The organism is Cytobacillus sp. FSL R7-0696 (assembly GCF_038006865.1).
GTDB classification, from domain to species: domain Bacteria; phylum Bacillota; class Bacilli; order Bacillales; family Cytobacillaceae; genus Cytobacillus; species Cytobacillus kochii.
In genome coordinates this window covers 470,379-495,019 of record NZ_JBBOWA010000001.1, presented here as the reverse complement: position 1 = coordinate 495,019, position 24,641 = coordinate 470,379, and the positions used below count along the sequence as shown (strand labels likewise).

General features: G+C 36.4%; 20 protein-coding genes and 1 riboswitch. Of the genes, 19 read left to right on the top strand and 1 reads right to left on the bottom strand.

Going from position 1 to position 24,641, the window contains the following annotated elements:
• The first annotated feature begins 77 nt into the window (after positions 1-77).
• Positions 78-184, top strand: a riboswitch (SAM riboswitch).
• A gap of 83 nt (positions 185-267) precedes the next feature.
• The 7 genes from MKX29_RS02550 to MKX29_RS02520 all read left to right on the top strand — a co-directional run bounded on the left by MKX29_RS02550 (position 268) and on the right by MKX29_RS02520 (position 8,011).
• A complete protein-coding gene (locus tag MKX29_RS02550) occupies positions 268-1,281 on the top strand; it encodes a methionine ABC transporter ATP-binding protein (protein ID WP_224935272.1) in 1,014 nt (337 codons plus the stop codon).
• Positions 1,271-1,936 carry a methionine ABC transporter permease gene (locus MKX29_RS02545; RefSeq protein WP_095370145.1) on the top strand — a complete coding sequence of 222 codons (666 nt, stop codon included), beginning with the start codon at positions 1,271-1,273 and terminating at the stop codon, positions 1,934-1,936. Before MKX29_RS02550 ends, MKX29_RS02545 begins: the two co-directional genes overlap by 11 nt.
• Before the next feature lie 111 nt (positions 1,937-2,047).
• Positions 2,048-3,265 carry an acyl-CoA dehydrogenase family protein gene (locus MKX29_RS02540; protein ID WP_341103765.1) on the top strand — a complete coding sequence of 406 codons (1,218 nt, stop codon included), beginning with the start codon at positions 2,048-2,050 and terminating at the stop codon, positions 3,263-3,265.
• A 207-nt stretch (positions 3,266-3,472) separates the two neighbouring features.
• Positions 3,473-4,783: a uracil/xanthine transporter gene (locus tag MKX29_RS02535; RefSeq protein WP_224935279.1), complete on the top strand. Its 1,311-nt coding sequence runs from the start codon at positions 3,473-3,475 to the stop codon at positions 4,781-4,783.
• A 110-nt stretch (positions 4,784-4,893) separates the two neighbouring features.
• Complete coding sequence (locus tag MKX29_RS02530) at positions 4,894-5,538, top strand: LytTR family DNA-binding domain-containing protein (RefSeq protein ID WP_095370143.1); 645 nt, start codon at positions 4,894-4,896, stop codon at positions 5,536-5,538.
• A 191-nt stretch (positions 5,539-5,729) separates the two neighbouring features.
• A complete protein-coding gene (locus MKX29_RS02525) occupies positions 5,730-7,241 on the top strand; it encodes a succinate CoA transferase (RefSeq protein ID WP_341103764.1) in 1,512 nt (503 codons plus the stop codon).
• A gap of 515 nt (positions 7,242-7,756) precedes the next feature.
• Positions 7,757-8,011 (top strand): hypothetical protein, encoded by a 255-nt coding sequence (locus MKX29_RS02520; RefSeq protein WP_341103762.1) that lies wholly within the window; start codon positions 7,757-7,759, stop codon positions 8,009-8,011.
• 182 nt (positions 8,012-8,193) lie between these two features.
• On the opposite strand, the gene MKX29_RS02515 is transcribed toward MKX29_RS02520, so the two are convergent.
• Positions 8,194-9,270 carry a DctP family TRAP transporter solute-binding subunit gene (locus MKX29_RS02515; protein WP_341103760.1) on the bottom strand — a complete coding sequence of 359 codons (1,077 nt, stop codon included), beginning with the start codon at positions 9,268-9,270 and terminating at the stop codon, positions 8,194-8,196.
• Between the two features lie 73 nt (positions 9,271-9,343).
• On the opposite strand from MKX29_RS02515, the gene MKX29_RS02510 reads away from it, so the two are divergent.
• The 12 genes from MKX29_RS02510 (at position 9,344) to lhgO (ending at position 24,450) form a co-directional block, all read left to right on the top strand.
• The gene (locus tag MKX29_RS02510; RefSeq protein WP_341108175.1) at positions 9,344-10,930 is read left to right on the top strand and encodes a sensor histidine kinase; all 1,587 of its coding nucleotides are present in this window, start codon (positions 9,344-9,346) and stop codon (positions 10,928-10,930) included.
• A 3-nt stretch (positions 10,931-10,933) separates the two neighbouring features.
• Complete coding sequence (locus tag MKX29_RS02505) at positions 10,934-11,614, top strand: response regulator (protein ID WP_341103758.1); 681 nt, start codon at positions 10,934-10,936, stop codon at positions 11,612-11,614.
• 214 nt (positions 11,615-11,828) lie between these two features.
• The gene (locus MKX29_RS02500) at positions 11,829-13,055 is read left to right on the top strand and encodes a cytochrome P450 (protein WP_341103756.1); all 1,227 of its coding nucleotides are present in this window, start codon (positions 11,829-11,831) and stop codon (positions 13,053-13,055) included.
• A 237-nt stretch (positions 13,056-13,292) separates the two neighbouring features.
• Entirely contained in the window at positions 13,293-13,808 is a 516-nt protein-coding gene (locus tag MKX29_RS02495) for a PadR family transcriptional regulator (protein WP_224935293.1), read from the top strand.
• Positions 13,809-14,113: 305 nt separating this feature from the next.
• Positions 14,114-15,400 carry a C4-dicarboxylate transporter DctP gene (dctP, locus tag MKX29_RS02490; RefSeq protein WP_224935296.1) on the top strand — a complete coding sequence of 429 codons (1,287 nt, stop codon included), beginning with the start codon at positions 14,114-14,116 and terminating at the stop codon, positions 15,398-15,400.
• A gap of 99 nt (positions 15,401-15,499) precedes the next feature.
• Entirely contained in the window at positions 15,500-16,678 is a 1,179-nt protein-coding gene (locus tag MKX29_RS02485; protein WP_251163135.1) for a class I SAM-dependent rRNA methyltransferase, read from the top strand.
• 175 nt (positions 16,679-16,853) lie between these two features.
• A complete protein-coding gene (locus tag MKX29_RS02480; protein ID WP_224935301.1) occupies positions 16,854-17,870 on the top strand; it encodes a TAXI family TRAP transporter solute-binding subunit in 1,017 nt (338 codons plus the stop codon).
• A 12-nt stretch (positions 17,871-17,882) separates the two neighbouring features.
• Positions 17,883-19,856, top strand: coding sequence for a TRAP transporter permease (locus tag MKX29_RS02475; protein ID WP_251163134.1), 1,974 nt, complete (start codon positions 17,883-17,885; stop codon positions 19,854-19,856).
• A gap of 13 nt (positions 19,857-19,869) precedes the next feature.
• On the top strand, positions 19,870-20,565 hold the full coding sequence (locus tag MKX29_RS02470; protein ID WP_251163133.1) for a FadR/GntR family transcriptional regulator: 696 nt from the start codon (positions 19,870-19,872) through the stop codon (positions 20,563-20,565).
• A gap of 17 nt (positions 20,566-20,582) precedes the next feature.
• Positions 20,583-21,998, top strand: coding sequence for an FAD-binding oxidoreductase (locus MKX29_RS02465; protein ID WP_224935308.1), 1,416 nt, complete (start codon positions 20,583-20,585; stop codon positions 21,996-21,998).
• A complete protein-coding gene (locus MKX29_RS02460) occupies positions 21,991-23,253 on the top strand; it encodes a (Fe-S)-binding protein (RefSeq protein ID WP_341103747.1) in 1,263 nt (420 codons plus the stop codon). Before MKX29_RS02465 ends, MKX29_RS02460 begins: the two co-directional genes overlap by 8 nt.
• 15 nt (positions 23,254-23,268) lie before the next feature.
• Positions 23,269-24,450, top strand: a complete 1,182-nt coding sequence (gene lhgO / locus MKX29_RS02455) for an L-2-hydroxyglutarate oxidase (RefSeq protein ID WP_289433169.1) — start codon at positions 23,269-23,271, stop codon at positions 24,448-24,450.
• Positions 24,451-24,641: the final 191 nt, after the last annotated feature.

The following is a 24,641-nucleotide window of genomic DNA, read 5'->3' as shown; positions in this document are numbered from 1 at the left end:
ATCAAAATACTATTGACAATTAATTCAATACCCGATAAAATTTCCTTTATCAAAGCAACACAATAAATTGAATATGATTCTTATCGAGAGAGACTGAGGGACCAGGCCCGAAGATGTCCGGCAACCTCCTTTTAAAGGGAAGGTGCTAAATCCTGCAGAATGATTTCATTCTGAAAGATAAGGTTTAATAACAATCATTTGTTGAGCCTCTTTCAAAGTGAAAGAGGCTCATTTTATGTTGTAGAGGATTTAGGGAGGGTGAGGTAAATGATTGAAGTCAATCATTTAGTGAAAATTTATAAAAGCAAAAAGAAGCAAGTGATAGGCGTTGACAATGTATCTCTTTCTATTAAAGAAGGAGAAATATACGGGATTATTGGCTATAGTGGAGCAGGGAAAAGTTCTTTATTACGCTGTCTAAATTTATTGGAGAGACCGACATCTGGTGAAGTGAAAATTGATGGCGTTGATTTAACGACTTTAACAAGTAAAGAATTAAGAAAAGCAAGGCAGAAGATAGGTATGATTTTTCAGCATTTTTATTTAGCAAGTTCGAAGACAGTATATGAGAATATTGCCTTTGCTTTAAAAGCGGCAGGTAAAAGCCCGAAAGAAATAGATATCAGGGTGAAAGAACTATTAGAATTAGTGGGTTTAGCAGATAAAATTCATCAGTATCCCACGCAATTAAGTGGTGGTCAAAAGCAAAGGGTAGGAATAGCCAGAGCACTTGCTAATGATCCAAAGGTTTTACTTTGCGATGAAGCCACTTCAGCCCTAGACCCTAAAACAACAAAATCAATCCTGAACTTATTAAAATCAATTAATAAAAAGCTAGGATTAACCATCGTACTTATCACTCATGAGATGGAAGTAGTCAAAGAGATTTGTCATAGGTTAGCTGTTATGCAAGATGGAAAGGTCATAGAAGAGGGACCGGTGTATGATATATTTGCGAATCCAATTGAACCACTTACAAGAGATTTTATTCAGAGTATTCTTCAATTTGACTTACCACAACAATTGATTGAAAACAGGAAGGGAACAATCATTAAAATCCAATTTAAAGGTGCAATAGCAGAAGAATCTGTTGTTTCTGAACTGTTCCAAACATTCAAAGTAAAAGGAAATATTCTTCACGGCAAGATTGAATATATTCAAGAAGTACCTCTTGGTATTTTTATTATGGAGTTAACTGGTGAAATACCTGAAATAGAAAGAGCTATACAATATATTCAAGATAGAACACAGAATTTGGAGGTAGTTGAACATGTTGCTTGAGTCCATTCAGGCGTTACTTCCTGAACTAAATACAGCTGTATTACAAACGATTTATATGGTCGCCATTTCTTTAGTTGCGGCACTTATACTAGGTCTTCCACTAGGCATCTTATTATTCGTTACAGACGAAGGATTGTTCTTAAAGAATCGATTTGTAAATGCCGTTACTGGTTGGATTGTCAATTTGATCCGCTCTATTCCTTATATTATTTTGTTAGTAGCTCTATTGCCGTTAACAAAATTAATTGCAGGTTCAACTATTGGTCCTACAGCGGCTTCTGTTTCATTATCTGTAGCAGCGATTCCATTTTTTGCAAGATTGGTTGAAACATCCTTAAGAGAAATAGATAAAGGAGTCATTGAATCTGCAGTAGCAGTAGGCGCTTCCCCTTGGATGATAATTAAGGAAATCCTTGTCCCAGAAGCGAAACCTGGAATTGTTCAAGGTTTAACGATTACGACTATTAGTTTAATCGGTTATTCCGCAATGGCAGGTATTATTGGCGGCGGGGGTATTGGTGATTTAGCGATACGTTTCGGTTACTATCGCTATGATAATGTCATTATGATTACGACAGTCATTGTCCTCGTTGTATTGGTGCAAATTATTCAAATTGGTGGGGATAAATTAACTAAATATGTAGATAAGAGATAATAAATTCAAATAATAGATATAGTAAAGGGGAATGGAGCCTTTACTATATTTATTTATCCTAATGAATGAGTATTAAAGAGAAGATGGAAACAGACGGGGAGGAAGGATTCTATGAGCACGATAACAGCTTCATCTAAGGAAGCGTATTTAGCTGAACAACTCGCTCGACCATTTATTAAGACGGCTCAACAAGAAGAATTATTTCATAAAGCTACGATATTAGCAGAAGGATTTAGTAAGAGGGCGCAAAAGATTGATGAAAATGCAGAGTTCCCTTTTGATAATTTTGAAGAATTAAAACAATCAAATTATTTAAGTTTGACGATTCCGAAAGAATATGGTGGTAAAGAGATTTCCTTATATGAATATTTCTTAATACAAGAAAGGATTGCCCAAGGTGATGCATCTACGGCTTTATGTATTGGTTGGCACTTAGGTGTTATCTATGATTTAAGGGTTAAGCGGAAATGGAAGGAAGAACAGTTTGCCAAGTTATGCGAAACGGTTATCAAAGATAATAAATTGATTAACCGCTGTGCAACAGAGGCAGCAACCGGCAGTCCAACCCGTGGTGGACTACCAGCGACTACTGCGGTGAAAAAAGGAACACAATGGATCTTGAATGGAAGAAAATCTTTTGCCTCGATGGCACCAGGCTTAGATTTTTCTCTTATTACAGCAACGATAGAAGCTTCAGGAGAAATTGGTATATTCCTTGTACCGCATGAGAACCCTGGTTTAAAAGTGGAATCAAATTGGAATATGCTAGGGATGCGGGGCACACGTAGTGACGATCTAGTGTTAGAGAATGTAATTGTAGAAGAAACAGCATTAGTTGAAATAGAAGGTGTTCATTTTTATGCGATTCCTAATGCATGGTTACTACATTCAGCTGCTTGCTTTATTGGCGTTGCTATTGCAGCTCGGAACTATGCCATTATTTTTGCTTCTGAATATCAACCTAATAGCCTGCCTGGTCCAATTAGTGAAGTACCAGAAGTACAACGTAAAATTGGGGAAATGGAACTCGAGCTACTAAAAGCGCGAACAGCACTCTATTCTATAGCGGATCGCTGGGATAATGAACCGAATAAACGAGGAGAATTAGGAGCTGAACTTGGAGCCATCAAACACCTTGTCTCTAACAGTGCTAATAAAGTGGTCGATTGGGCAATGAGAATAGTTGGTGCACAAAGCTTGCAACAAAGAAATCCTTTGCAGCGTTATTACCGTGATGTGCGAGCTGCGCTCCATAATCCGCCTATGGATGATGTAGTAATCACAAATTTAGCGAAAAAAGCACTATCATTTCAAAATAACAATGATTAATAGAACTATTTAAATCACATGCCCCTCTTCCTATTTGGAGAGGGTTATTATTTGTATAGGCATATAGATTAGCTCCAATTTTTATTTATTTATCAGGCTTCAAAATATTTCGTTTTTCATAATTCTTTTTTTAAAGGCTTCTTTCCTTTTAAAAATGAATTATACTAGTAGATGTGAAAATGAATAACGTAGAAAGTGGTGTACAGATTGAAAAAGTTTATTTCATCAATGACAATGGTTTCTTCCGTACAATGGGTCTTTTTTATCTTTGCCAATACTGTTGTCATTCCGATTTCCATTGCCAATGTATTTGAGCTATCAAGTGAAACGATGGCAATGATGATTAGAGCATCACTCATACTTACGGGTATTACTTGTATACTACAAGGATGGAAAGGTCATCGTTTCCCGATTATGGAAGGGCATTCAGGGTTATTATGGGGAATTATCCTTAATCTTGGGCTTTCAGCACAAGCGCTTAATATTGGATTAGAACGTATTGGTGGTGGGATTGTTACTGGTATTGTTTTAGCTAGTCTAGTGACCATTTTGCTGATTGCTTGTGGGGGTTTTTCATTATTGCAATCCATCTTTAGTCCGATGGTAATGACTGTATATTTATTTTTGCTTACTTTTCAATTAATGTTTATCTTCTTTGAAGGTATGTTAAAGATGACTTCGACTGGCGTCATTGACATAGGTATAAGTCTTTATTCTGTAGTACTCGCGCTGATCGTCGCTACATTAAAAATGAAAGGTAATCAACTTATTAGCAATTTTTCTATTTTAATTGGCCTTTTAGGGGGCTGGCTCGGTTATGTCCTATTGTTTGGTAATGATGGGGCTGGTATGACAACATCTGCGCCTTTCCAACTTTTTCCGTTAGGGGCTCCTAATCTTGAAATGGGAATTGTCGTAGTCACGTTTGTTGCCGTATTATTAAACTTAAGTAATACATTTGCTTCTATTAACGCTGCAGAAAAACTTCTACAAAGGAGAGCAGCCAAAAAAGAGTTTAAAGGCTCAATGATCATTACTTCAATTTCTACCATTATTGGATCCGGTTTCGGACTGGTTCCCTATACACCATTTACATCAACGATTGGTTTCTTGCAAAGTACGAGAATTTATGAAAGAAAGCCATTCTTTATCGGTGGTGCTTTACTTACGATCATTGGTATTGTTCCAATTTTAGGCTCATTTCTTTCAATGTTACCTGTTACCGTTGGAAACGCAGTCTTGTTTGTTGCGTATATGCAATTATTTGGTACTGCATTCAGTAGTTTAAATGGAAAGACGTTTAATTCCAATACGATATTTAGGTTAGCAGCACCTGTATTAATTGGTATTAGTATTATGAATATTTCACCTGCTATCTTTTCTGAATTACCTGTACTCATTCAACCATTTTTTGCAAATGGGTTAATAATGGGTGTTATTATCTCAATTATATTAGAAAAAGCAGTGAACTGGGTTAAATACGAAGATCAACCTATTAAAAGAGGAAAAGCCAGTTGATGTTTCCTTCTTTGGTATAAGACATATTCTTGCACGTTTCTTAACTAGGCAAATGAAAATAAAACACGTAAGATAGAATAGTAGCGAATCAAAAAAAGGGGATTTTTGTGATGGAAGGAATTACACTGAGTTCATTGCTAGATGTAATTGGGGAATTATTTTCAGATGAAGTGTCAATTGTAGTTTCAAATACAACAGAGTATATTTACTATCGTCCAAGTAAACGTGTTGACTTGAAAATTCGGCCAGGGGATATTGTAAAAGAAGGAAGTATTGCTGATAAAGCGCTTAAGGCTGAACAAAAGGTGTCAGAGTTTATTAATAGGGATGTATTTGGTGTACCTTATCACGGGATGGCTGTTCCATTTAAAAATAATGGGAAAATTGAAGGTTGTGTGACTGCTATTTTTCCAACATTGACAGAGGGGAAATCTGTCGTTACATTAAAGACAAGCGATGGTTGGGTACCAGTTCCATTTAATGAAGTATATTTCTTGGAAGCTAAAGATCGTAAAACTCATGTTCATGCTATTTACTCTTCTGGTACGCATAAAAATACGCTACAGGAGTTTGAGTATATTTTACCAAAGGAAAACTTTATTCGCTGTCACAGGTCATTCTTGGTGAATGTTAATCAAATACAAGAGATATTTCCTGACTCTCATTCTACTTTTTTATTATTAATGAGAAATGGTGCAAAAGTGCCTGTAAGTCAATCCTATTCTAGTTATTTTCGTAAGTTGCTCGGCTTCTAAATAAAAGGCATAAATGGATGAATAACCATTTAACTCAATATTTTCTGATTATCTGAAAAAATCTGCTGGCTTATCGGCAGATTTTGCTGTTTTATCAAAATTTTTCATTAATTATACTAAAAAAATAATCCCATTCTGATTTATTAGTAAAATAGTTATTAAGTATTCTTTACAGAAAGAGGGATGGGAATATGGATAATAAACTTGGGAGAGTTAAAATTCAGACACTTCAGAACAATATCATGACTGCAGAAGGGGCTGCAGAAATGATTAAAGATGGCATGACATTGGGGTTAAGTGGATTTACTCGTGCGGGAGATGTGAAAGCGGTTCCTGTAGCATTAGCAGACAGAGCAAAAACAGAAGATTTTAAAGTCAATGTGTATACAGGTGCATCTCTTGGTTCGGATGTTGATAAGTTGTTTGCGGAAGCTGGTATTTTAAATAAGAGATTACCATTTCAAGCTGACTCAACAATGAGAAAAGGCATTAATAAAGGGGACTTCTTATTTGTTGATCAACATTTATCTCACACAGCAGAACTCATCCGTTCAGGGGTATTACATGTAGATGTAGCTATTTTGGAAGCGGTTTCGATTGAAGAAGACGGAACAATTGTACCTACAACATCAGTTGGTAACTCACTGTCTTTTGCCGAACATGCCCAAAGTGTAATTGTTGAAATTAATATGACCCAATTACCATCGCTAAAAGGATTACATGATATTTATAGTCCAGATAAACAAGGTGAGCGTGGTCCAATTCCCATTACAAATGTAGCCGATCGTGTGGGTGAGATAGGTATTAAAGTGAATCCGGAGAAAATTAAAGCGATTGTGTTTACTGAACAAGGCGATTCACCATCAACTATTGTTCAGCCAGATGAGGAAACAGTTATGATGGCGCAACATTTAACCAATTTTCTTCGCAATGAAATTGCAGAAGGTAGATTAGATGAAAAACTTGCCCCATTACAATCAGGCATTGGTTCGGTAGCAAATGCTGTTTTGCATGGCATGATTGACTCTGAATTCACAGACTTAGAAGTGTATTCAGAAGTACTTCAAGATGCAGTATTTGATTTAATTGATGCTGGGAAAGTAAAGTTTGCGTCAGGTTGTTCCATTACACTTTCAGAAGAAAAGATGAAAGAAGTGTTTGCTCATTTCGATCAATATCGCGATAAGTTATTGTTAAGACCACAAGAGATCACTAATCATCCGGAATTAATTCGCCGTTTAGGATTAATCTCTATCAATACTGCATTAGAACTCGATATCTATGGTAATGTGAATTCTACTCATGTTCAAGGAACTAAGATGATGAATGGTATTGGTGGATCAGGGGATTTTGCAAGAAACGCAAGGTTAGCTATATTCGTGACAAAATCAATTGCTAAAGATGGTAAAGTTTCAAGTATTGTACCTTTTGCTTCACATATTGATCATACAGAACATGATGTTGACGTTATTGTCACAGAACAAGGCTACGCAGATTTAAGGGGATTGGCTCCTCGTGAACGAGTTGAGCTAATCATTGAAAATTGTGCGCATCCGTTATACAAGGATCAACTGAGAGATTACTATTATGAAGCATTATCAGCAGGTGGCCAAACCCCACATATTCTAGCAAAAGCTTTTTCTTGGCACATTAACTATGTGGAGAATGGCACAATGTTAGCTTCCGAGAAAGTGGATGTATAAAGGACAAATACAAATTATAGACGAGTTAGAAAAGTAACCTAAGTTAATACTCAGGTTACTTTTTGTCGTGTCTCACCATCGTCTTTGTCTATATATACTGGAAAGGAAAGAGACTGAGTCGGAAACGAGTCAAAAAAGCGAGCCCGAGTAAAAATTTGATTGGATACAAACGGGAACGAGTCAAAAAAGCGAGTCCGCGGCAAAATTTGATTGGATTCAACGGAAACGAGTCAAAAAATCAAGCCCGCGGCAAAATTTGATTGGATTCAAACGGAAACGAGTCAAAAAAGCGAGTCCGCGGCAAAATTTGATTGGATTCAAGCAGAAACGAGTCAAAAAAGCGGGCCCGGGCAAAAGTTTGATTGGATTTAAGCAGAAACGAGTCAAAAAAGGGAGCCCGGGCAAAAATTTGATTGGATTCAAACGGAAACGAGTCAAAAAAGCGAGTCCGCGGCAAAATTTGATTGGATTCAAGCGGGAACGAGTCAAAAAAGCGAGTCCGCGGCAAAATTTGATTGGATTCAACGGAAACGAGTCAAAAAAGCGAGTCCGCGGCAAAATTTGATTGGATTCAAGCAGAAACGAGTCAAAAAAGGGAGCCCGGGCAAAAATTTGATTGGATTCAAGCAGAAACGAGTCAAAAAAGGGAGCCCGGGCAAAAATTTGGTTGGATTCAAGCGGAAATGAGTCAAAAAATCGAGCCCGCGCAAGAATTTGATTGGATTCAAGCGGAAACGAGTCAAAAAAAGGGAGCCCGAGTAAAAATTTGATTGGATACAAACGGGAACGAGTCAAAAAAAGCGAGCCCGGGGAAAAATTTGGTTGGATTCAAGCGGAAATGAGTCAAAAAAGCGAGCCCGCGCAAGAATTTGATTGGATTCAAGCGGAAACGAGTCAAAAAAAGGGAGCCCGGGCAAAAATTTGATTAAATATTCAAGGGTAATTGCCTCACTCAGTCCCTTTCATCAGTTGTTTCGTTTTCGTATTTATCTCTGAGCTTTAAAGCTTTGTCAATCAGCGTACTGCCAATTTCATTTTTAAATTGAGTGTAGACTGGATCTAGGACTTTTTTCCAACTGTTTTTTTCTTCATTGGTAAGTTCGTGAATGTGGATTGAACTCACTTTTCTTATTTCTTCGAGTTGGTTTTCATTCATCTGGACAGCTTGTTTTCGATTCCATTGCGTGACTTCAGACATAGCCTCAGTTAAGATTCTTTTTGTTTCACTTGATTGCTTATTCCAAACATTTCCATTCATTAAGACGGCATAACCGAGATAGCCATGATTGCTTATTGTCATATACTTTTGTAAGTTATAAAACTTTTTCGAATAAATATTAGAGATAGTGTTCTCTTCGCCGTCTACTTTCCCACTATCTAACAAGTCGTATGTAGAATTAAAAGATTCTTTCACTGAATTTGCATTCAATTCAAGAAATTGTGATGAGAGGACATCACTTTGCATGATTCGGAATGTTTGTCCAGCTATATCTTGCGGATAAATAATTGGACCATCATTGGATGTGAATTGTTTAAATCCATTACTCCAATGAGCTAAACCGATGAGTCCATCCCCCTTTACACTAGATAATAGTGTTTGCCCGATAAACCCGTCTAACCCTTCGTTAATGGCTTCATAGGAAGGGAAAATAAACGGCAAATCGAGTACCCCCCATGCAGGGTTTAACATGCCAAGTTTTGATGTGGAGGGAGCAATAATATCAACATTGCCTTCTTGAACCGCTCGTATTTCTTCTATATCAGAGTAGAGAGAGCCGTTAGAGAAGACAACAATTTTAATATTTCCACCTGATTTTTCAGCAACAATTTCAGCGAATTTATCAGCGGCCATTCCCTTTGGCGTATTATTGGAGACAACATGACTAAAAGTTAAAACGATTTGATCATTGAGCCCTTCTTGCTCATCATCATAAGGAAGGTCTTCTGTGAGAATATATTGTTTAAAACTAAAAAAAAGTGCAAGCGTTATAATAATGGTTAATAGTATGATGCTATATTTACTTTTCATCACCTTCACCTCATACTAAATAGTATCATTATTTTCAGATTAAAGGTCAAGTGTAGGTGGCAATGAAAGGAAGATTTGTTTGAAGGAAATACCTATTCGTTGGAAAATAACGTTGCTATCATATGGGGTTGTTATCTTTTTACTACTTATTTGCGGGCTTGTTGTTATCGCAAATATGCAACAACAAGAAGAATTGGACTTAAGAGGCGAATCAATGAGTACGGCTAGGACTGTAGCAGAGCTTGCAGATATAAAAGATGGACTTGAGGAAGATGAAGGCTGGAAGATTATTAACCCCATTGTTGAAGAAATAAGGGTCATTAATAATACGGATTATATTGTAGTAATGAATATGGATAGAGTCCGTTTCTCACACCCAGTTAGAAGTATGATAGGTAATGTATCAACTGGTAGTGATGAGGATCCTGCATTTGCCGAACATATTTATTTTTCTAAGGCCAGGGGAGAAGATGGTACATATTTAAGAGCGTTTATTCCAGTATTAAAAGATCAACAACTAAACCAAATAGGTGTCGTAATGGTTGGTAATAAAATTCCAACTTTCAAGGAAATCGTCTCTGGCTTTTCTAAAGAGATCCTATTTATTGTGTTCCTCACTTTAATTGTAGGGTTTATTGCCTCATATATATTAGCCAATCATATTAAGAAGCAAATGTTTGATTTAGAACCGTTCGAAATTAAACGAATGTTTGAAGAGAGAACAGCAACCTTTCATTCCATCAATGAAGGGGTAATTGCGATCGATTATCATGAGAAAATTACGATCTTTAATGAAAAAGCAAAAAAAATATTTAATGTGAATGGAGAAGTAACGGGATTATCGATTCGTTCCGTTTTAGAAGATACACGTTTACCAGAAATTGTTGAGAGAAATGAACCGGTTTATAATGAACAAATTATGGTGAGTGGAAAAAGCATCTTGAGTACGAGAATTCCTATTAATAAAGATGGCCAATTAATTGGTGCCGTTGCTATTTTCCAAGATAGAACGGAGGTAGCAAAATTAGCAGAGGAACTTACTGGTGTAAGGAGTTTTGTTGAGGCACTGCGTGTGCAAAATCATGAGCATATGAATAAATTGCATACAATTGCTGGGCTTATCCAATTAGGAAAGCCAGAAAAGGCATTTCAACTTGCATTTGCTGCTTCAGAAGAACAAGAAAGTATTTCTTTATTTCTTCATGAAATAATTAAGGACGATGCGGTAGCTGGACTCCTAATTAGCAAAATCAGAAGAGGGAAGGAATTGGATATTATCGTGACAGTTGATACTAATAGTAATTTGGATCATTTCCCCCCTCATTTAGATCATCATGATTTTGTTCTATTATTAGGTAATTTGGTTGAGAATGCTTTCGGCTCCTTCGAACAACTCGATCAGGAAGAGAAAATGATAGATATAAGTATCGAACAAGATGACTACATTTGTTCCATCCTTGTAGAAGATAATGGGATAGGTATAGAAGAATCTAATTTAGAAAAAGTTTTTACAAAAGGATTCACGGAAGGAAAAGAAAATGGGACTGGTTACGGATTATATTTGGTCAAACAAATTGTGGATAAAGGTGAAGGGCAAATAACTGTCACTTCTAAGGTAAATGAAGGTACTTCTTTTCTAATTACCTTTGGGGAGGTTTAACTTATGAATGATATTCAAGTACTATTAATTGAAGATGATCCAATGGTACAAGAAGTTAATAAAGGTTTTATATCTAAGGTAAAGGGGTTTCATGTAAAAGCCATTGCCAATAACGGAGAAGAGGGCATTAGACTTGCTAAAGATTTCTCACCAGATTTAATATTGCTTGATGTGTTTATGCCGAAAAAAGATGGATTAAAAGTTATATACGAATTGAGGAAACAAAAGCTTAATGCAGAAGTAATTGTAATCTCGGCAGCCAAAGATAAGGATACCATTAAAATGATGCTACAAAATGGAGCAATCGATTATATAATGAAGCCGTTTAAATTTGATAGGATGAAGCAGGCACTTGAGAAGTTTCGTCAGTATCGCGAAAGCTTAAGAAATGAAGGAACAATGTCACAAGAGCAACTGGATCAATTGCTTTATGCAGAACAAGTAACGAAAGTAGAGGCAGATTTACCTAAAGGGCTAAATGGATTTACATTGAAAGAAGTCATTAATTATCTAACCATTCAACAACAACCGCAAGCAGCTGGAGAAGTGGCTAGCGGTATTGGGATTGCAAGGGTGACAGCTCGGAGATATCTTGATTATTTAGAGAAAAAAGGTGTAATTGTACTGGATATACAATATGGTGGGGTAGGGAGGCCTGTGAATCGGTATATGATTAAAGCGTAGTGATGAAATATAGAATAATAATCACATAATCGTGAACTAAAAAGAACTGTTGAGTAAAAGCTATTCAACAGTTCTTTTTAGTTCATTTGCCCCTATAGTAAAACTACTACTTTCCATGCATTGACGATGAAAGGGAGAAAATTTACGATAGAATATATACTTTAATTAAAGTATATATTCTATCTCCAAATGATCAAAGAGGAGGAAATGTTAGATGAAAGAGATTATCTCATTACAAGACATTAAACATTTTGATTCAAGATCGGAACAATTCCAACCGTTAGAATGGTACAAATCGATGCTTGGAAGTGGGTCTATTAGTTATAATGAGAATTCTGATACTTGGAATGCATTTAAGTATGATGCCGTAAAGACCGTTTTAAGCGACTATGAACATTTCTCCAGTGAAGGAGACCGAACAACGATTTCTGTAAAGTTTAGTGAAGATGATAAGCAAATGAATAGTAAAGTAAACTTCTTGAAAATGGATCCTCCGCATAACAGAAAAGGAAGATCCCTATTAGCATCAGCATTTACACCAAGAAGTTTAGAAAATTGGAAACCGCGAATTAATCAAATTGCTGAAAATTTAATTACACAAATAGAAAAGGGCAAGACGGAAGATATCGTAGCGGCATTAGCCAACCCTATGCCTGCAATGGTGATGTCAGACTTATTAGGGATTCCGAAGCCCGATGTAATTAAATTTAAGAAATGGGTCGATATATTATTTCTTCCATATGATAAGAGCAAAAAGGATGTAATCGATAACCAAAAAAATCAGGCAATTAAAGAGTTCTTTACTTATTTGCAACCAGTCATCATTGAAAAGCGACAGCAGTTACAAGATGATATCATTTCTGATCTCATTAGGGCAGAGGTAGATGGGGAAAGACTAACGGACTTTGAAATTATTGAAATGACAATGGCTATATTAGGTGCAGGCGTAGAAACAACGAGTCATATGATTTCAACAAGCTTTTATGCCCTTTTATATGATGACAACGAGTTATTTTCAGAATTAAAAGCTCACCCAGAATATATTGATCGAACGGTCGAAGAGATGTTACGATATCGTTTTCATATGAGTCGAAGAGATCGTACGGTGAAGAAGGATAACAATATTTTAGGGGTAGATTTGAAAAAGGGAGATGTTGTTGTTGCCTGGATGAGTGCGGCTAATATGGATGAGGAAATGTTTGAAGAGCCATTTCAATTAAATATTCATAGAAAAAATAATAAGAAACATCTTACATTTGGAAATGGACCTCATTTTTGTTTAGGTGCACCATTAGCAAGACTTGAGTTGAAGCTCATTTTAGAAAACTTAGTTAAGCGTTTTTCCAAAATCGAACCTATCGAATCATTTGAACTAGAGCCCAACTTAACTGATTCTGCGACGGGTCAAACGTTAACCTCATTGCCTCTTAAACTTTCTTGAAATAAATAGAGTGAAAATTCAAGGTAAAATTAAAAGAATGAACAATGAATAGTTTCTCGGAAAATACGAACAAATTCTAATGAATAGGTTCGTATTTTTATTTATAAGTATACCGATTTTACCGATTAATTGACGAACACGCTCTTATTATTTGAAACCATAATGAAAGAATCAGATGCGTTTATCTCCCAGTATAAGTTAAGATAGCTATATACGTTTTTGGAGGTGAACGGGTGAATGATTAGAATATATATTTTAGGTATGTTAGCACATTCAGTAGACTATCCTTATAATATCCGCAAAAAACTAATGAATGCACAGCCTTTCATAAAGATTAGTGAGGGAAAGTTTTATTATGATTTTGAAGCATTACATAAGAAGAATTGGATAGAGCCTGTACAAAAGCTACAAGAAGGAAGTCGCCCAGAAAAAACACTTTATCGGATAACTAATGAGGGACGTGGCCATCTGGTAGAAGAACTCTATCTTTGTTTTCAAAAATATACGGAAGTGGCAGATTTGTATATTGCCATTCATTTCTTAAATTATATTAATAAAGAAGAAGCCGCTTCTATTTTGAAACAAACCATTCAAAAAGAAAAAGAAAAGTGGGATACATTAAAAACGAAAAAAGAAGAAAAGGAAAAATATGACACAGTCTCTGACTCAAGTCAATTAATAGCTTCTCATGCATTTGATAAAGCTGAATTTAATATTAAATGGTTAGAGAGAGTACTAGAATTCATAAAATAAATAACTAGACGAAAGAGAGCTTAAATAAATTGTGGCTCTCTTTCGTCTAATTTATGCCTAATTTGACCTTAAATTTCACTTAGATGCTTATGGTAAGAGTAATCGGGGACTCTCCTCCTTACTGGTTAAAATTATGTAACTTGGCAGTAGTCCATACATGTCAATCGTTTTTACTGTCTCAACTAATAAGACCAAAATGAACAAAATGTTCACTATGACCATAAACTTCTTTTCATTTTCTGAAAACGCTATCATTCTAATTACAAAGAATAGTCAGATAGATAGTGTGACAGGAGATGATTAATGTGGGATTTTTAAGAATTTTTAAGAACTTAACCGTTCAAGTGTTAACAGCGATCGCACTTGGTGTGTTAGTAGGTTTAATTTGGCCAGATATAGGTAAAGAATTACAGCCGTTAGGAACTACTTTCATTAATGCAGTGAAGATGGTTATTGCCCCAATTATTTTCTTAACAATTGTTTTAGGAATCGCAAAAATGGGAGATATGAAAAAAGTTGGTAAGGTTGGTGGGAAAGCTTTTATCTATTTTGAAGTTGTTACCACGCTTGCTCTCGTTATTGGATTATTAGTCGTTAATATTGTAAAACCAGGTGACGGCTTAAATTTTAATGAGCTTGAACAAGGTGACGTATCTCAATATACAACCAATGCTGAAGAAGGCATTGATTGGATCGAATTCGTTACACATATCGTACCATCAAATATGGTGAATGCTTTTGCGGAGGGAGATATCCTTCAAGTTTTATTCTTTTCCATTCTATTTGGTGTTGCTCTTGCTTCTTTAGGTAAAAGGGGAGAAGTTATTACTGATTTTCTTGACCGGTTATCCCATGTGTTCTTTAAGATTATCGGTTATGTCATGAAAGCTGCGCCAATCGGTGCATTTGGTGCAATGGCATATACGATTGGACATTTCGGCTTAGGTTCTTTAGCACCGCTCGCTAAGTTAATGATGAGTGTGTATATTACCATGTTTTTATTCATCTTTATTGTTCTAAACTTAATCTGTAAATATTATGGTTTTAGTCTGTTTAAATATTTACGGTTTATAAAAGATGAGTTACTTATCGTTTTAGGAACGAGTTCTTCTGAATCTGTTCTACCAAGAATGATGGACAAAATGGAAAGATTCGGCGCTTCCAAATCTGTCGTTGGTCTAGTCATTCCAACAGGATATTCTTTTAACCTTGATGGAACTTCAATCTATCTTTCTATGGCCACCGTATTCTTAGCTCAAGTATTTGGTGTCGATTTATCTATTGGTCAACAAATTACGATAATCTTAATTCTCATGCTTACTTCAAAGGGAGCTGCTGGGGTAACGGGAAGTGGATTTATCGTGTTGGCTTCGACATTAGCAGCTATTCAAGTTATTCCGTTAGAAGGTTTAGCACTCTTACTCGGTGTTGACCGCTTTATGAGTGAAGGTCGTGCCATTACGAATATGATTGGTAACGGAATCGCGACAATCGCCGTGGCGAAAAGTGAGAATGAATTTGATGAAGAAAAATATCAACATGCAATTTCGAATATGAAAGAAATTTCTCAAGAAGTGAATAAAGCAAGTTAAACGGTAAAGCCCTCTCAAGATAAACCTGAGAGGGCTTTGTCTGTAAGATGCTATTTGTGGTACGATAAATAAATCATTGATTGGTAAGGTGGAGCGTATATGAAGTTAACAGTAAAACCGTCATACATAAAGAAGTATAAGGAAGGTTTTCCATTAATAAATGAACAATCTGTTGAACGAATTCCTCAAATGGCAGAAGGAACGATTGTTGAGCTAGTGAATGAAAAGGGGCAGTTTCTCTGTAAAGGTTACTATGGAATTCAAAATAAAGGTAGAGGTTGGGTATTAACGAAAAACCAGCATGAACGAATAGACCAAGCCTTTTTTATGGAAAAGCTGAAGGCAGCAGTAAATCATAGACAAAAACTTTTTAACGACCCAGAAACGACTGCTTTTAGAATATTTAATGGAGAAGGCGATGGTGTTGGAGGCGTTACAATAGATTACTATGATACGTATTATTGCATTAGTTGGTATAGTGAAGGTATCTATCAATTCAAACAGGAGATTATTAGGGCATTAGAGCAATGTATGCCAGTGAAGGCCATTTATGAAAAGAAAAGATTTAATCATAAAGGGCAGTATGTAGAGGATGATGATTTTGTTTGTGGAGAAAAGCCGACATTTCCTATTATCGTTAAGGAAAACGGGATAAACTATCCAATCTATCTTAATGATGGCGCTATGGTTGGGGTTTTCCTAGATCAAAGAGAAGTAAGGAAAAAAATAAGAGATCAATATGCTGATGGTAAAACAATCTTGAATACATTCTCATATACGGGAGCTTTTTCGGCAGCAGCTGCATTGGGCGGTGCAGTGAAAACAACGAGTGTCGATTTGGCTAATCGGAGTAAAGCGAAGACAATCGAAATGTTTAGTGTAAATGGGATTGATTATGAAGAACAGGATATCATTGTTGAAGATGTATTCAAATACTTTAAATATGCGGTGAGAAAAAATTTATCATTCGATCTTGTCATTTTAGATCCACCTAGTTTTGCACGATCAAAAAAACATACTTTTAGTGTTGCAAAAGATTATGCTGCTTTATTAGAAGAAGCTATCGCGATTACTAATCAAGGAGGGATTATTGTTGCTTCATCTAATGCAAGTAATGTGCCGATGAAAAAGTTTAAAACATTTGTCTCAAAAGCATTTGCAACAAGCAATGAAAAGTATAAGATTCTTGAAGAATATTCATTACCTATTGATTTTAAAACGATTTCTTCTTTTCCCGAAGGAGACTATCTTAAAGTTTTATTTATAAAGAAAGATTAATAAAAAGCTACAGGGTACAGCACTACAGTATCCTGTAGCTTTTTTTGCAAATAATTGTTAATTATTTTTGTAGAATAAATTTTTAGAATAATTGTTGTTTTTTTAATTTTTTCTTGTATACTTGTAATACAAGATTGAAATTAAAACGTTTTCATTTGTTGAAAGGGGGAGAATTATGAAAGGTAAAAGAATAAAAATTACAATCTCGATCGCTGCCATTATTTTTCTTACCATTTTTGGTATTAAGACGGCTGCTGATAATGAAGATAAAACCTTTTTATCCGTAGCGACAGCTTCAACAGGTGGTACCTATTATCCGATTGGAGTGGGTATGGCCAATATATGGAGTTATGAATTAAAGGATAAGAAAATTCAAGCAAGTGGACAATCTTCTGCTGGTTCGATTGAAAATATCGAGCTTTTAAGAGAGGGAGAAGCCCATTTAGCTATTCTTCAAGGGTTAATTTCATCCCAAGCTTATGCTGGAGATGATGGTTTTGCAGGTAAGCCTTATAAAGACTTACGTACTGTGGCTATGTTATGGCCCAATGTAGAACATTTTGTGTTAATGGATAATGCTATTGAAACCGGTAACATTTCAGACATTGATGGCACTCGTTTTTCCGTTGGTCCCCAAGCAAGCGGAACTGAACAATCAACTGTTGTAATGATGGAAGGGTTGGAATTAACTAAAGCTAATATATCACCAGAGTATCTTGGTTATAACGATACGGTTTCTGCAATGAGAGATGGTAGATTAGACGGTGGATCCTTACCAGCCGGCATCCCAATCTCAGCAATTACGGATATGTTTGCTAGTAATGTCAAAGCTAGTATTCTTGAAGTAACAGATGAACAGTTAGATAAAATTAACGCTGTTTCAAACACTTGGTACCCTTATACGATTCCTGGAGGAACTTATCCTCGTGTAGAGGAGGATATCCAAACCATTGCACAGCCTAACCTTTTATCTACAACAAAAGATATTGACGAAGAGACAATTTATACGTTAACAAAAACGCTTTATGAGAATCTAGACAAAATGTATGAAGTGCATAATTCTGCAAAAGAAATTACTTTAGAGACAGCACTTGATGGGGTGACTGTACCTTTACATGCAGGTGCTTACAAATACTTTAAAGAAGTTGGTTTAGAGATTCCTGAAGAATTAATTCCGCCAGAGGCAAAATAAGGAGGTTAGAAAATGTCGAATGTAAAAGGGGATGCCGTAACAGCAAATCAACAAGGCTTAGATAAAGAGGCTGGCGGAGGTATGCGCGTATTGCATGGTTCGTATGCCAAGGTTGTAGCGATATTAGCTATTTTATTATCTATATTTTCCATTTATTCAAATGGGCTTTCAAATATTCAGGAGATTTATAGAAATTTAATATTTCTAGGTTTTATTCTCGTTTTAACATTTTTATTATATCCCGCAAGGTCTTCATCAAAAAGTGGGCGTTTTACATTAGCTGATTATTTGTTTGTTGCATTAGCAATCTTGGGTGTAGGTTATTTAATTATCAATTATACAACCATTCATGTTGATCGCGGCTCACAGCCAATTTTAATTGATTATATTTTCGGTGCTATTACTATTATTGTATTGTTTGAAGCAGCAAGAAGAGCTGTAGGTCTATTTATCCCGATCCTTTGTGGTATTTCTGTTATCTATGCCTTATTTGGGACGATTTTTCCGTGGATATTTGGCCATGCTGGGTTCTCTTTAGAACGTTTGCTATACCGTTTATATATGACCACTGAAGGCGTCTTAGGTCTTACATTATCAACTGCATCAACCTTTATCGTTATGTTTATCTTATTCGGTGCCTTTTTATCTGCAAGTGGTGCAACACAACTATTTAACGATTTAGCGTTAGCTATTGCAGGTAGAAAAAGAGGTGGGCCTGCACAGGTAGCTGTTATATCTAGTGCTTTAACAGGGTCATTAAGTGGGAGTGCTGTAGCAAATGTTGCCACAACAGGAGCTTTTACGATCCCGTTAATGAAATCAATTGGTTTAAAACCAAAATTTGCTGGCGCAGTTGAAGCAGCAGCATCTACTGGTGGAATGATTATGCCACCAATCATGGGTGCAGCAGCTTTTATCATGGCTGGATTCTTAGGTGTTTCCTATACTACTGTTATTCTCGCAGCAATTATCCCAAGTTTCTTATATTATATCGCTCTCATCTTTGCGATTGATATAGAAGCGAAAAAACAAGGGTTAAAAGGGATCAGTAAGGAGAATATACCAAATGTTTTACAAGTGTTAAAGGAAAGAGGCGTACTGATTGTTCCTATTATAGTGGTTATAGGAACATTACTGATTGGTAAAACAGCATTATTTGCAGGTTTTGCAGGTATTGGTTCTGTTATTGTTGCCAGTTGGTTAACGAAAGATAAGTCTAATAGAATCACAATTAAGAAAATGATTGAAGCATTTATCGATGGAGGGAAAGGGACAATACAAGTAGGTATCGCTTGTGCCGCAATCGGTATTATTATTTGTGTTGTTACTATGACAGGTATAGGTTCAACACTAGCTTTTAATATTGTTGATTTAACCGGTGGACAGCTTTGGTTAATCCTTATTGTCGTTATGCTAACTTGTATTGTGCTAAGTATGGGATTACCATCTACCGCACTATACATTGTTGTTGCTGTAACTGCTGCACCTGCATTAGTAGAGGCTGGTGTACAACCAATTGCAGCTCATTTCTTTGTATTCTGGTTCGGTGCTCTTTCAAATATTACACCACCAGTAGCGCTTGCATCTTATACGGCAGCAGGGATTGCCGGAGCAAATGCAATGAAAACGTCATGGGAAGCTTTAAGACTTTCATTAGCAGGATTTATTATTCCGTTTATGATTGCATACAATCCAATACTATTACTCCAATCACCTGATGGCGGTAGTGTGGAAATTCTTTCTGTTATACTAGTATTAATTACTAGTACTCTAGGAGTCTATGCGCTAGCTGTTTCTATGGGGAATTACTTGAATACTTACTTACATGTAATTGAAAGAATTTTATTATTTTTCGGTGCATTGATGCTTATTAAACCAGGTATTATTACTGATGTTTCTGGTCTGGCTTTATGTGCACTTGTATTCAGTATTCATTTAATTCGTACAAGAAAGGCGACAAGTAAGGGTGTAGAGGTGAATATGTAAAGGAGATTAATAAATGAAAATTGAACGGAAGAAGATATCGGCACAAGTATTAGAGCAATTAAATGAAAAAATTAAAAGTAAAGAGTTTCCGCCCAACCAACCATTACCTTCTGAGAATGAATTGGCGAAATTATTTGGTGTAAGCCGCGCTCCTGTTAGGGAGGCACTCAGTGTCTTATCAGCAAGTGGGATCATTGAATCAAGACAAGGTGGCCGAAGTTATGTTAAAGAATTACATCTTGTCGATATGATGGACCGTTTAACATTGCAATATATTTCATTAGAAGAGGTTTTTGAGTTATTGGAATTAAGGATGATAATGGAAACAGAGGCCGCTGCTCTAGCTGCTAATCGTCGTAATTCTTCCGACTTAGAGAAAATAAAGAACGCGTTAAAAGGGCTAGAGGAGACACTTACAAACCCTGATGAAGTGGGCCTTCAAGCTGATTTAGATTTTCATAAATATATGATTGAAGCAACTAAGAATAGCTTTATGGTAGGGGTCATGGATAATATCGGTGACCTTTACCGTAAGGCTGTCGCTTTTTCATTAAAGAAGAACTTAGGATTACAAAGAAAAAGAGAAAGCGTTTATCTTGAGCATGAAGCGATATATAAAGCGATTGAAAGTCAAGATGAAGAAAATGCAAGAAAGGCAATGAAGAATCATCTACAAAATGTACGGAAGAAATTAAGGGAAGAAAAGTAAAGGAAGAAGGTGCCATCATGTTGACAGATGAGATGGTCGAACAATTTCAAAATGCCATAAAATCTCCAACGAGAATGTTAAAAGAAAAAGCGGATTTAGTCTCTTATTCATATGATGGGTCGTTCGGTACTTATTTACCTGAATTAGTCATACAGCCAATGTCAACACAGGAAGTTGTGTCTATCGTAAAGGTGGCCAATCAATATAGAGTCCCTTTATACCCAAGAGGTCGAGGAACTAGTCTAAGTGGTGGGCCGTTGCCTGTTCATGGCGGAGTGGTCCTGGACTTTTCACAGTGGAATCAAAAATTAGAAATAGATAGTGATGATACAATTGCTGTTGTTTCGCCAGGAGTATTGACAGCTGAAATAGACAAAGCAGCGAAAAAATATGGGCTGATGTATCCTCCTGATCCGAGTAGTGCGCATGTGTCAACGATAGGTGGTAACTTAGCTGAAAATGCTGGTGGACCAAGAGGTTTAAAGTATGGGGTAACAAAGGATTATGTGTTGGGGTTAGAAGTCGTTACACCTGAGGGAGAGGTCATTAAAACAGGTGGTCGTACAATTAAAAATGTTACTGGCTATGACTTAACTAAGCTGATAGTCGGATCTGAAGGTACTTTAGGAATTATTACTGAAGCAACACTACAACTAGTTCCACGGCCACAAGCAACTGGAACGATGATGGTTATTTTCGATGATATTGTCGATGCAGGAAGAGCCATATCAAAAGTTCTCACTTCTGGGATATTACCTTCTAAGATGGAGATTATGGATCAAGCTTCTATTATAGCTGTTGAAGAATATGAATCAGTCGGACTTCCGACCGATGTTGATGCCATTATTCTTATAGAATTAGATGGTCATCCAGTGGCGATTGCTGATGAGTGTAAACAAGTAGAGCAAGTTTGCTTAATGGTAGGAGCACGAGAAGTTCAGATAGCAGCGAATGATGTGGCTGCAGCGAAACTCTGGAAAGCGAGGAAACTTGTCTCCCCAGCGATTGTGAGAAAAAAACCAACGAAAATTTCTGAGGATGCGACAATCCCAAGAAGTAAAATCCCAGAAATGTTTAAACGGCTAAAACAAATTAAAGAAAAATACAATATAGATTTAGTAGTATTCGGGCATGCAGGTGATGGTAATCTCCATCCAAATATTATTACTGATAAACGGGATAAAGAGGAAATGAAGAGAGTCGAACTTGCTGTAGCTGAGATATTCGAAACAGCTATACAATTAGGTGGAACTTTATCAGGGGAACATGGCATCGGCACAATGAAGACACCGTTTATGAAAATGGAGCTAGGGGAGGCTGGATTAGATATGATGAAAAGAATGAAGAGCGCATGGGATCCTAAAAATATCATGAATCCTGGTAAGGTTTTTCCCGAAAATGAAAATCAAAGGCTCGTATTAGTCGATGAATAATCAATTAGCATACGAAGAAACATTTGATTGTGTCCAATGTGGGTATTGCTTACCTGCCTGCCCGACTTATACGACAATGGGAAAAGAAAGGCATTCGCCTAGAGGAAGAATTAATTTAGTACAGATGGCTTCTGAGGGTAAAATTTCGATTCAAGAAATAGAAGATTCGATGGAATTATGCCTTGGCTGCAGAGCATGTGAGACTGCTTGTCCGACCAATGTTCAATACGGAAAAATTTTATCTTCTTATAAAGAAGTGAAAATGGAGCAGGAAGGTAGTTCACTTATTAATCGCTTGGCGATGAAAAAAGGTCTTGCGAATAAAAGCATGTTGAATACAATGAATCTTTCCTTGAGGTTTTATCAACAATCCGGCATTGAAAAATTAGGCAAAGTCACAAAAGGGATTCAGGTACTACCTGAGAATTTGCGTGCATTTGAAGCCATTATACCTAATATAACAAAGCCTAATAAGGAACTTAGAAAAGGGACACTTATCCCAGATACTGAAACAAAACTAAAAGTCGCCTTTTTTACTGGATGTATCATGGATGTGTTTTTTGCTAAAATCAATGATCTAAGTATAAAGTTGCTTCAGCATGCTGGATGTGAAGTAACCGTAATAAAAAACCCAACTTGTTGTGGAGCGTTACAGCATCATGAGGGTGATAGCGAGACCACCAAACAATTAGCAAAAGAAAACATCGTTGCATTTGAAAAAGAGCACTATGATTATATTGTTAATAGTATTGGTGGATGTGGTGCGATGTTAGTTGAATATGATCAACTGCTTCAGTCTGAACCAGAATGGGTTGAACGAGCAAAAGGATTTGCTGAAAAAAGTAAAGACATTAGTGTGATTTTAGCAGAGTTGGATATTGAATTTACGAAGAAGGTTGAAAAGAGAATTACATATCAACCCTCATGCCATTTATCAAATGTGCAAAAAGTAAAAAAATCGCCATTAGAGTTAATTTATCGTATACCAGGAACAACGTATATTCCCCTTCCGGAAATGGATATGTGTTGTGGCTCAGCAGGTACGTACAATGTATTTCATTATCAAGAATCAATGGAAATATTAGATGAAAAAATGTCTTATGTAAAAGAAACGATTCCAGAAGTAATTGTCACTTCCAATCCTGGTTGTCATTTGCAGATGTGCATGGGTGTGAAGCGTGAAGGATTAGAAAGTAAGGTTGAAGTCGTTCATATTGTCGAGATACTAGCAGAAGCATGTGGTTTAAAGAACTGATAGAAGGTGAATAGGATGTATGATTATATTATTATTGGTGGAGGAATTGTTGGTCTGTCCGTTGGGTTAGAACTACTAGAACAAAAACCGGCACTAAAGATTGCTATCGTTGAAAAAGAAAGCCATGTAGCGGCACATCAGACAGGGCATAATAGTGGTGTTATTCATTCTGGTATATATTATAAGCCAGGTAGTGAAAAAGCGAGATTAGCTAAAATCGGCGGACAATCCATGAAGGATTTTTGTGAAAGTAATGATATCGAATATGATATTTGCGGTAAAGTAATTGTCGCTAGTGAAGAAGAAGAGTTGCCACTATTAGATAATCTTTATAAAAGAGGGCTACAGAACGGACTTGATATTCATTTAATGGAAAAAGAAGAACTATTGGAAAGAGAACCACATGTAAATGGGAAAAGAGCCATCCATGTACCAATGGCAGGAATTGTTAACTATAGACAAGTGTCTGAAAAAATGGCGGATATCATTCGCCATAAAGGTGGAGATATTCTCCTTAATCATGAAGTTGTGGCCATTCAAGAGGATAATAATGAAGTCGTTGTTATCACTGATCAAGGAGATATAAAAGGTCAATTTTATATCAACTGTGGTGGTCTACACTCCGATCGGATTGCGAAAAAGGCAAAATTATTAACTGATATGAAAATTGTCCCCTTTCGTGGTGAATACTATCAGCTGGTTGAGGAAAAACGTCATCTAGTGAAGCATTTAATTTATCCTGTTCCCAATCCAAAGTTCCCATTCCTTGGCGTTCATTTTACGAGAATGATTGGCGGTGCGATCGATGTCGGTCCAAATGCAGTATTGGGCTTCAAACGCGAAGGTTACCGGAAGACAGATATTCATTTACCGGATTTATTTGAAGTGTTAGCATATAAGGGCTTTTGGAAGCTGGCAAGTGGTTATATGAAGGAAGGGATTGAGGAAATGATCCGTTCAGCCTCTAAACAGCTTTTCTTAAAGAATGTACAAAAACTTATGCCAGAAATACAAGCTTCAGACTTGAAAACTGGACCAGCAGGAGTAAGAGCACAAGCATTGAAGGATGACGGCTCATTAGTGGATGATTTTTACATACTGCCGAGCAAGCGTGCGATTCATGTATTAAATGCACCATCTCCTGCTGCAACGGCGTCAATTGAGATTGGCAAGGAAATTGTCAGAAAACTGATATAAAACCTAAATTTTTTTGGGGATCGAGAGCTATAGACTTTTTTCTATAGCTTTTTTCTTTTTGTTTTAAGGTGAATAAGACAAAAAGAGCTTAGGGGATTGACATTAATCGCCTTTTTTCTATTTTATTTTTAAAAATTTCCCGGAAAATAAGTAGCCGAAGGAGATTAATGTCAAACAGTAAATAGGAAGAA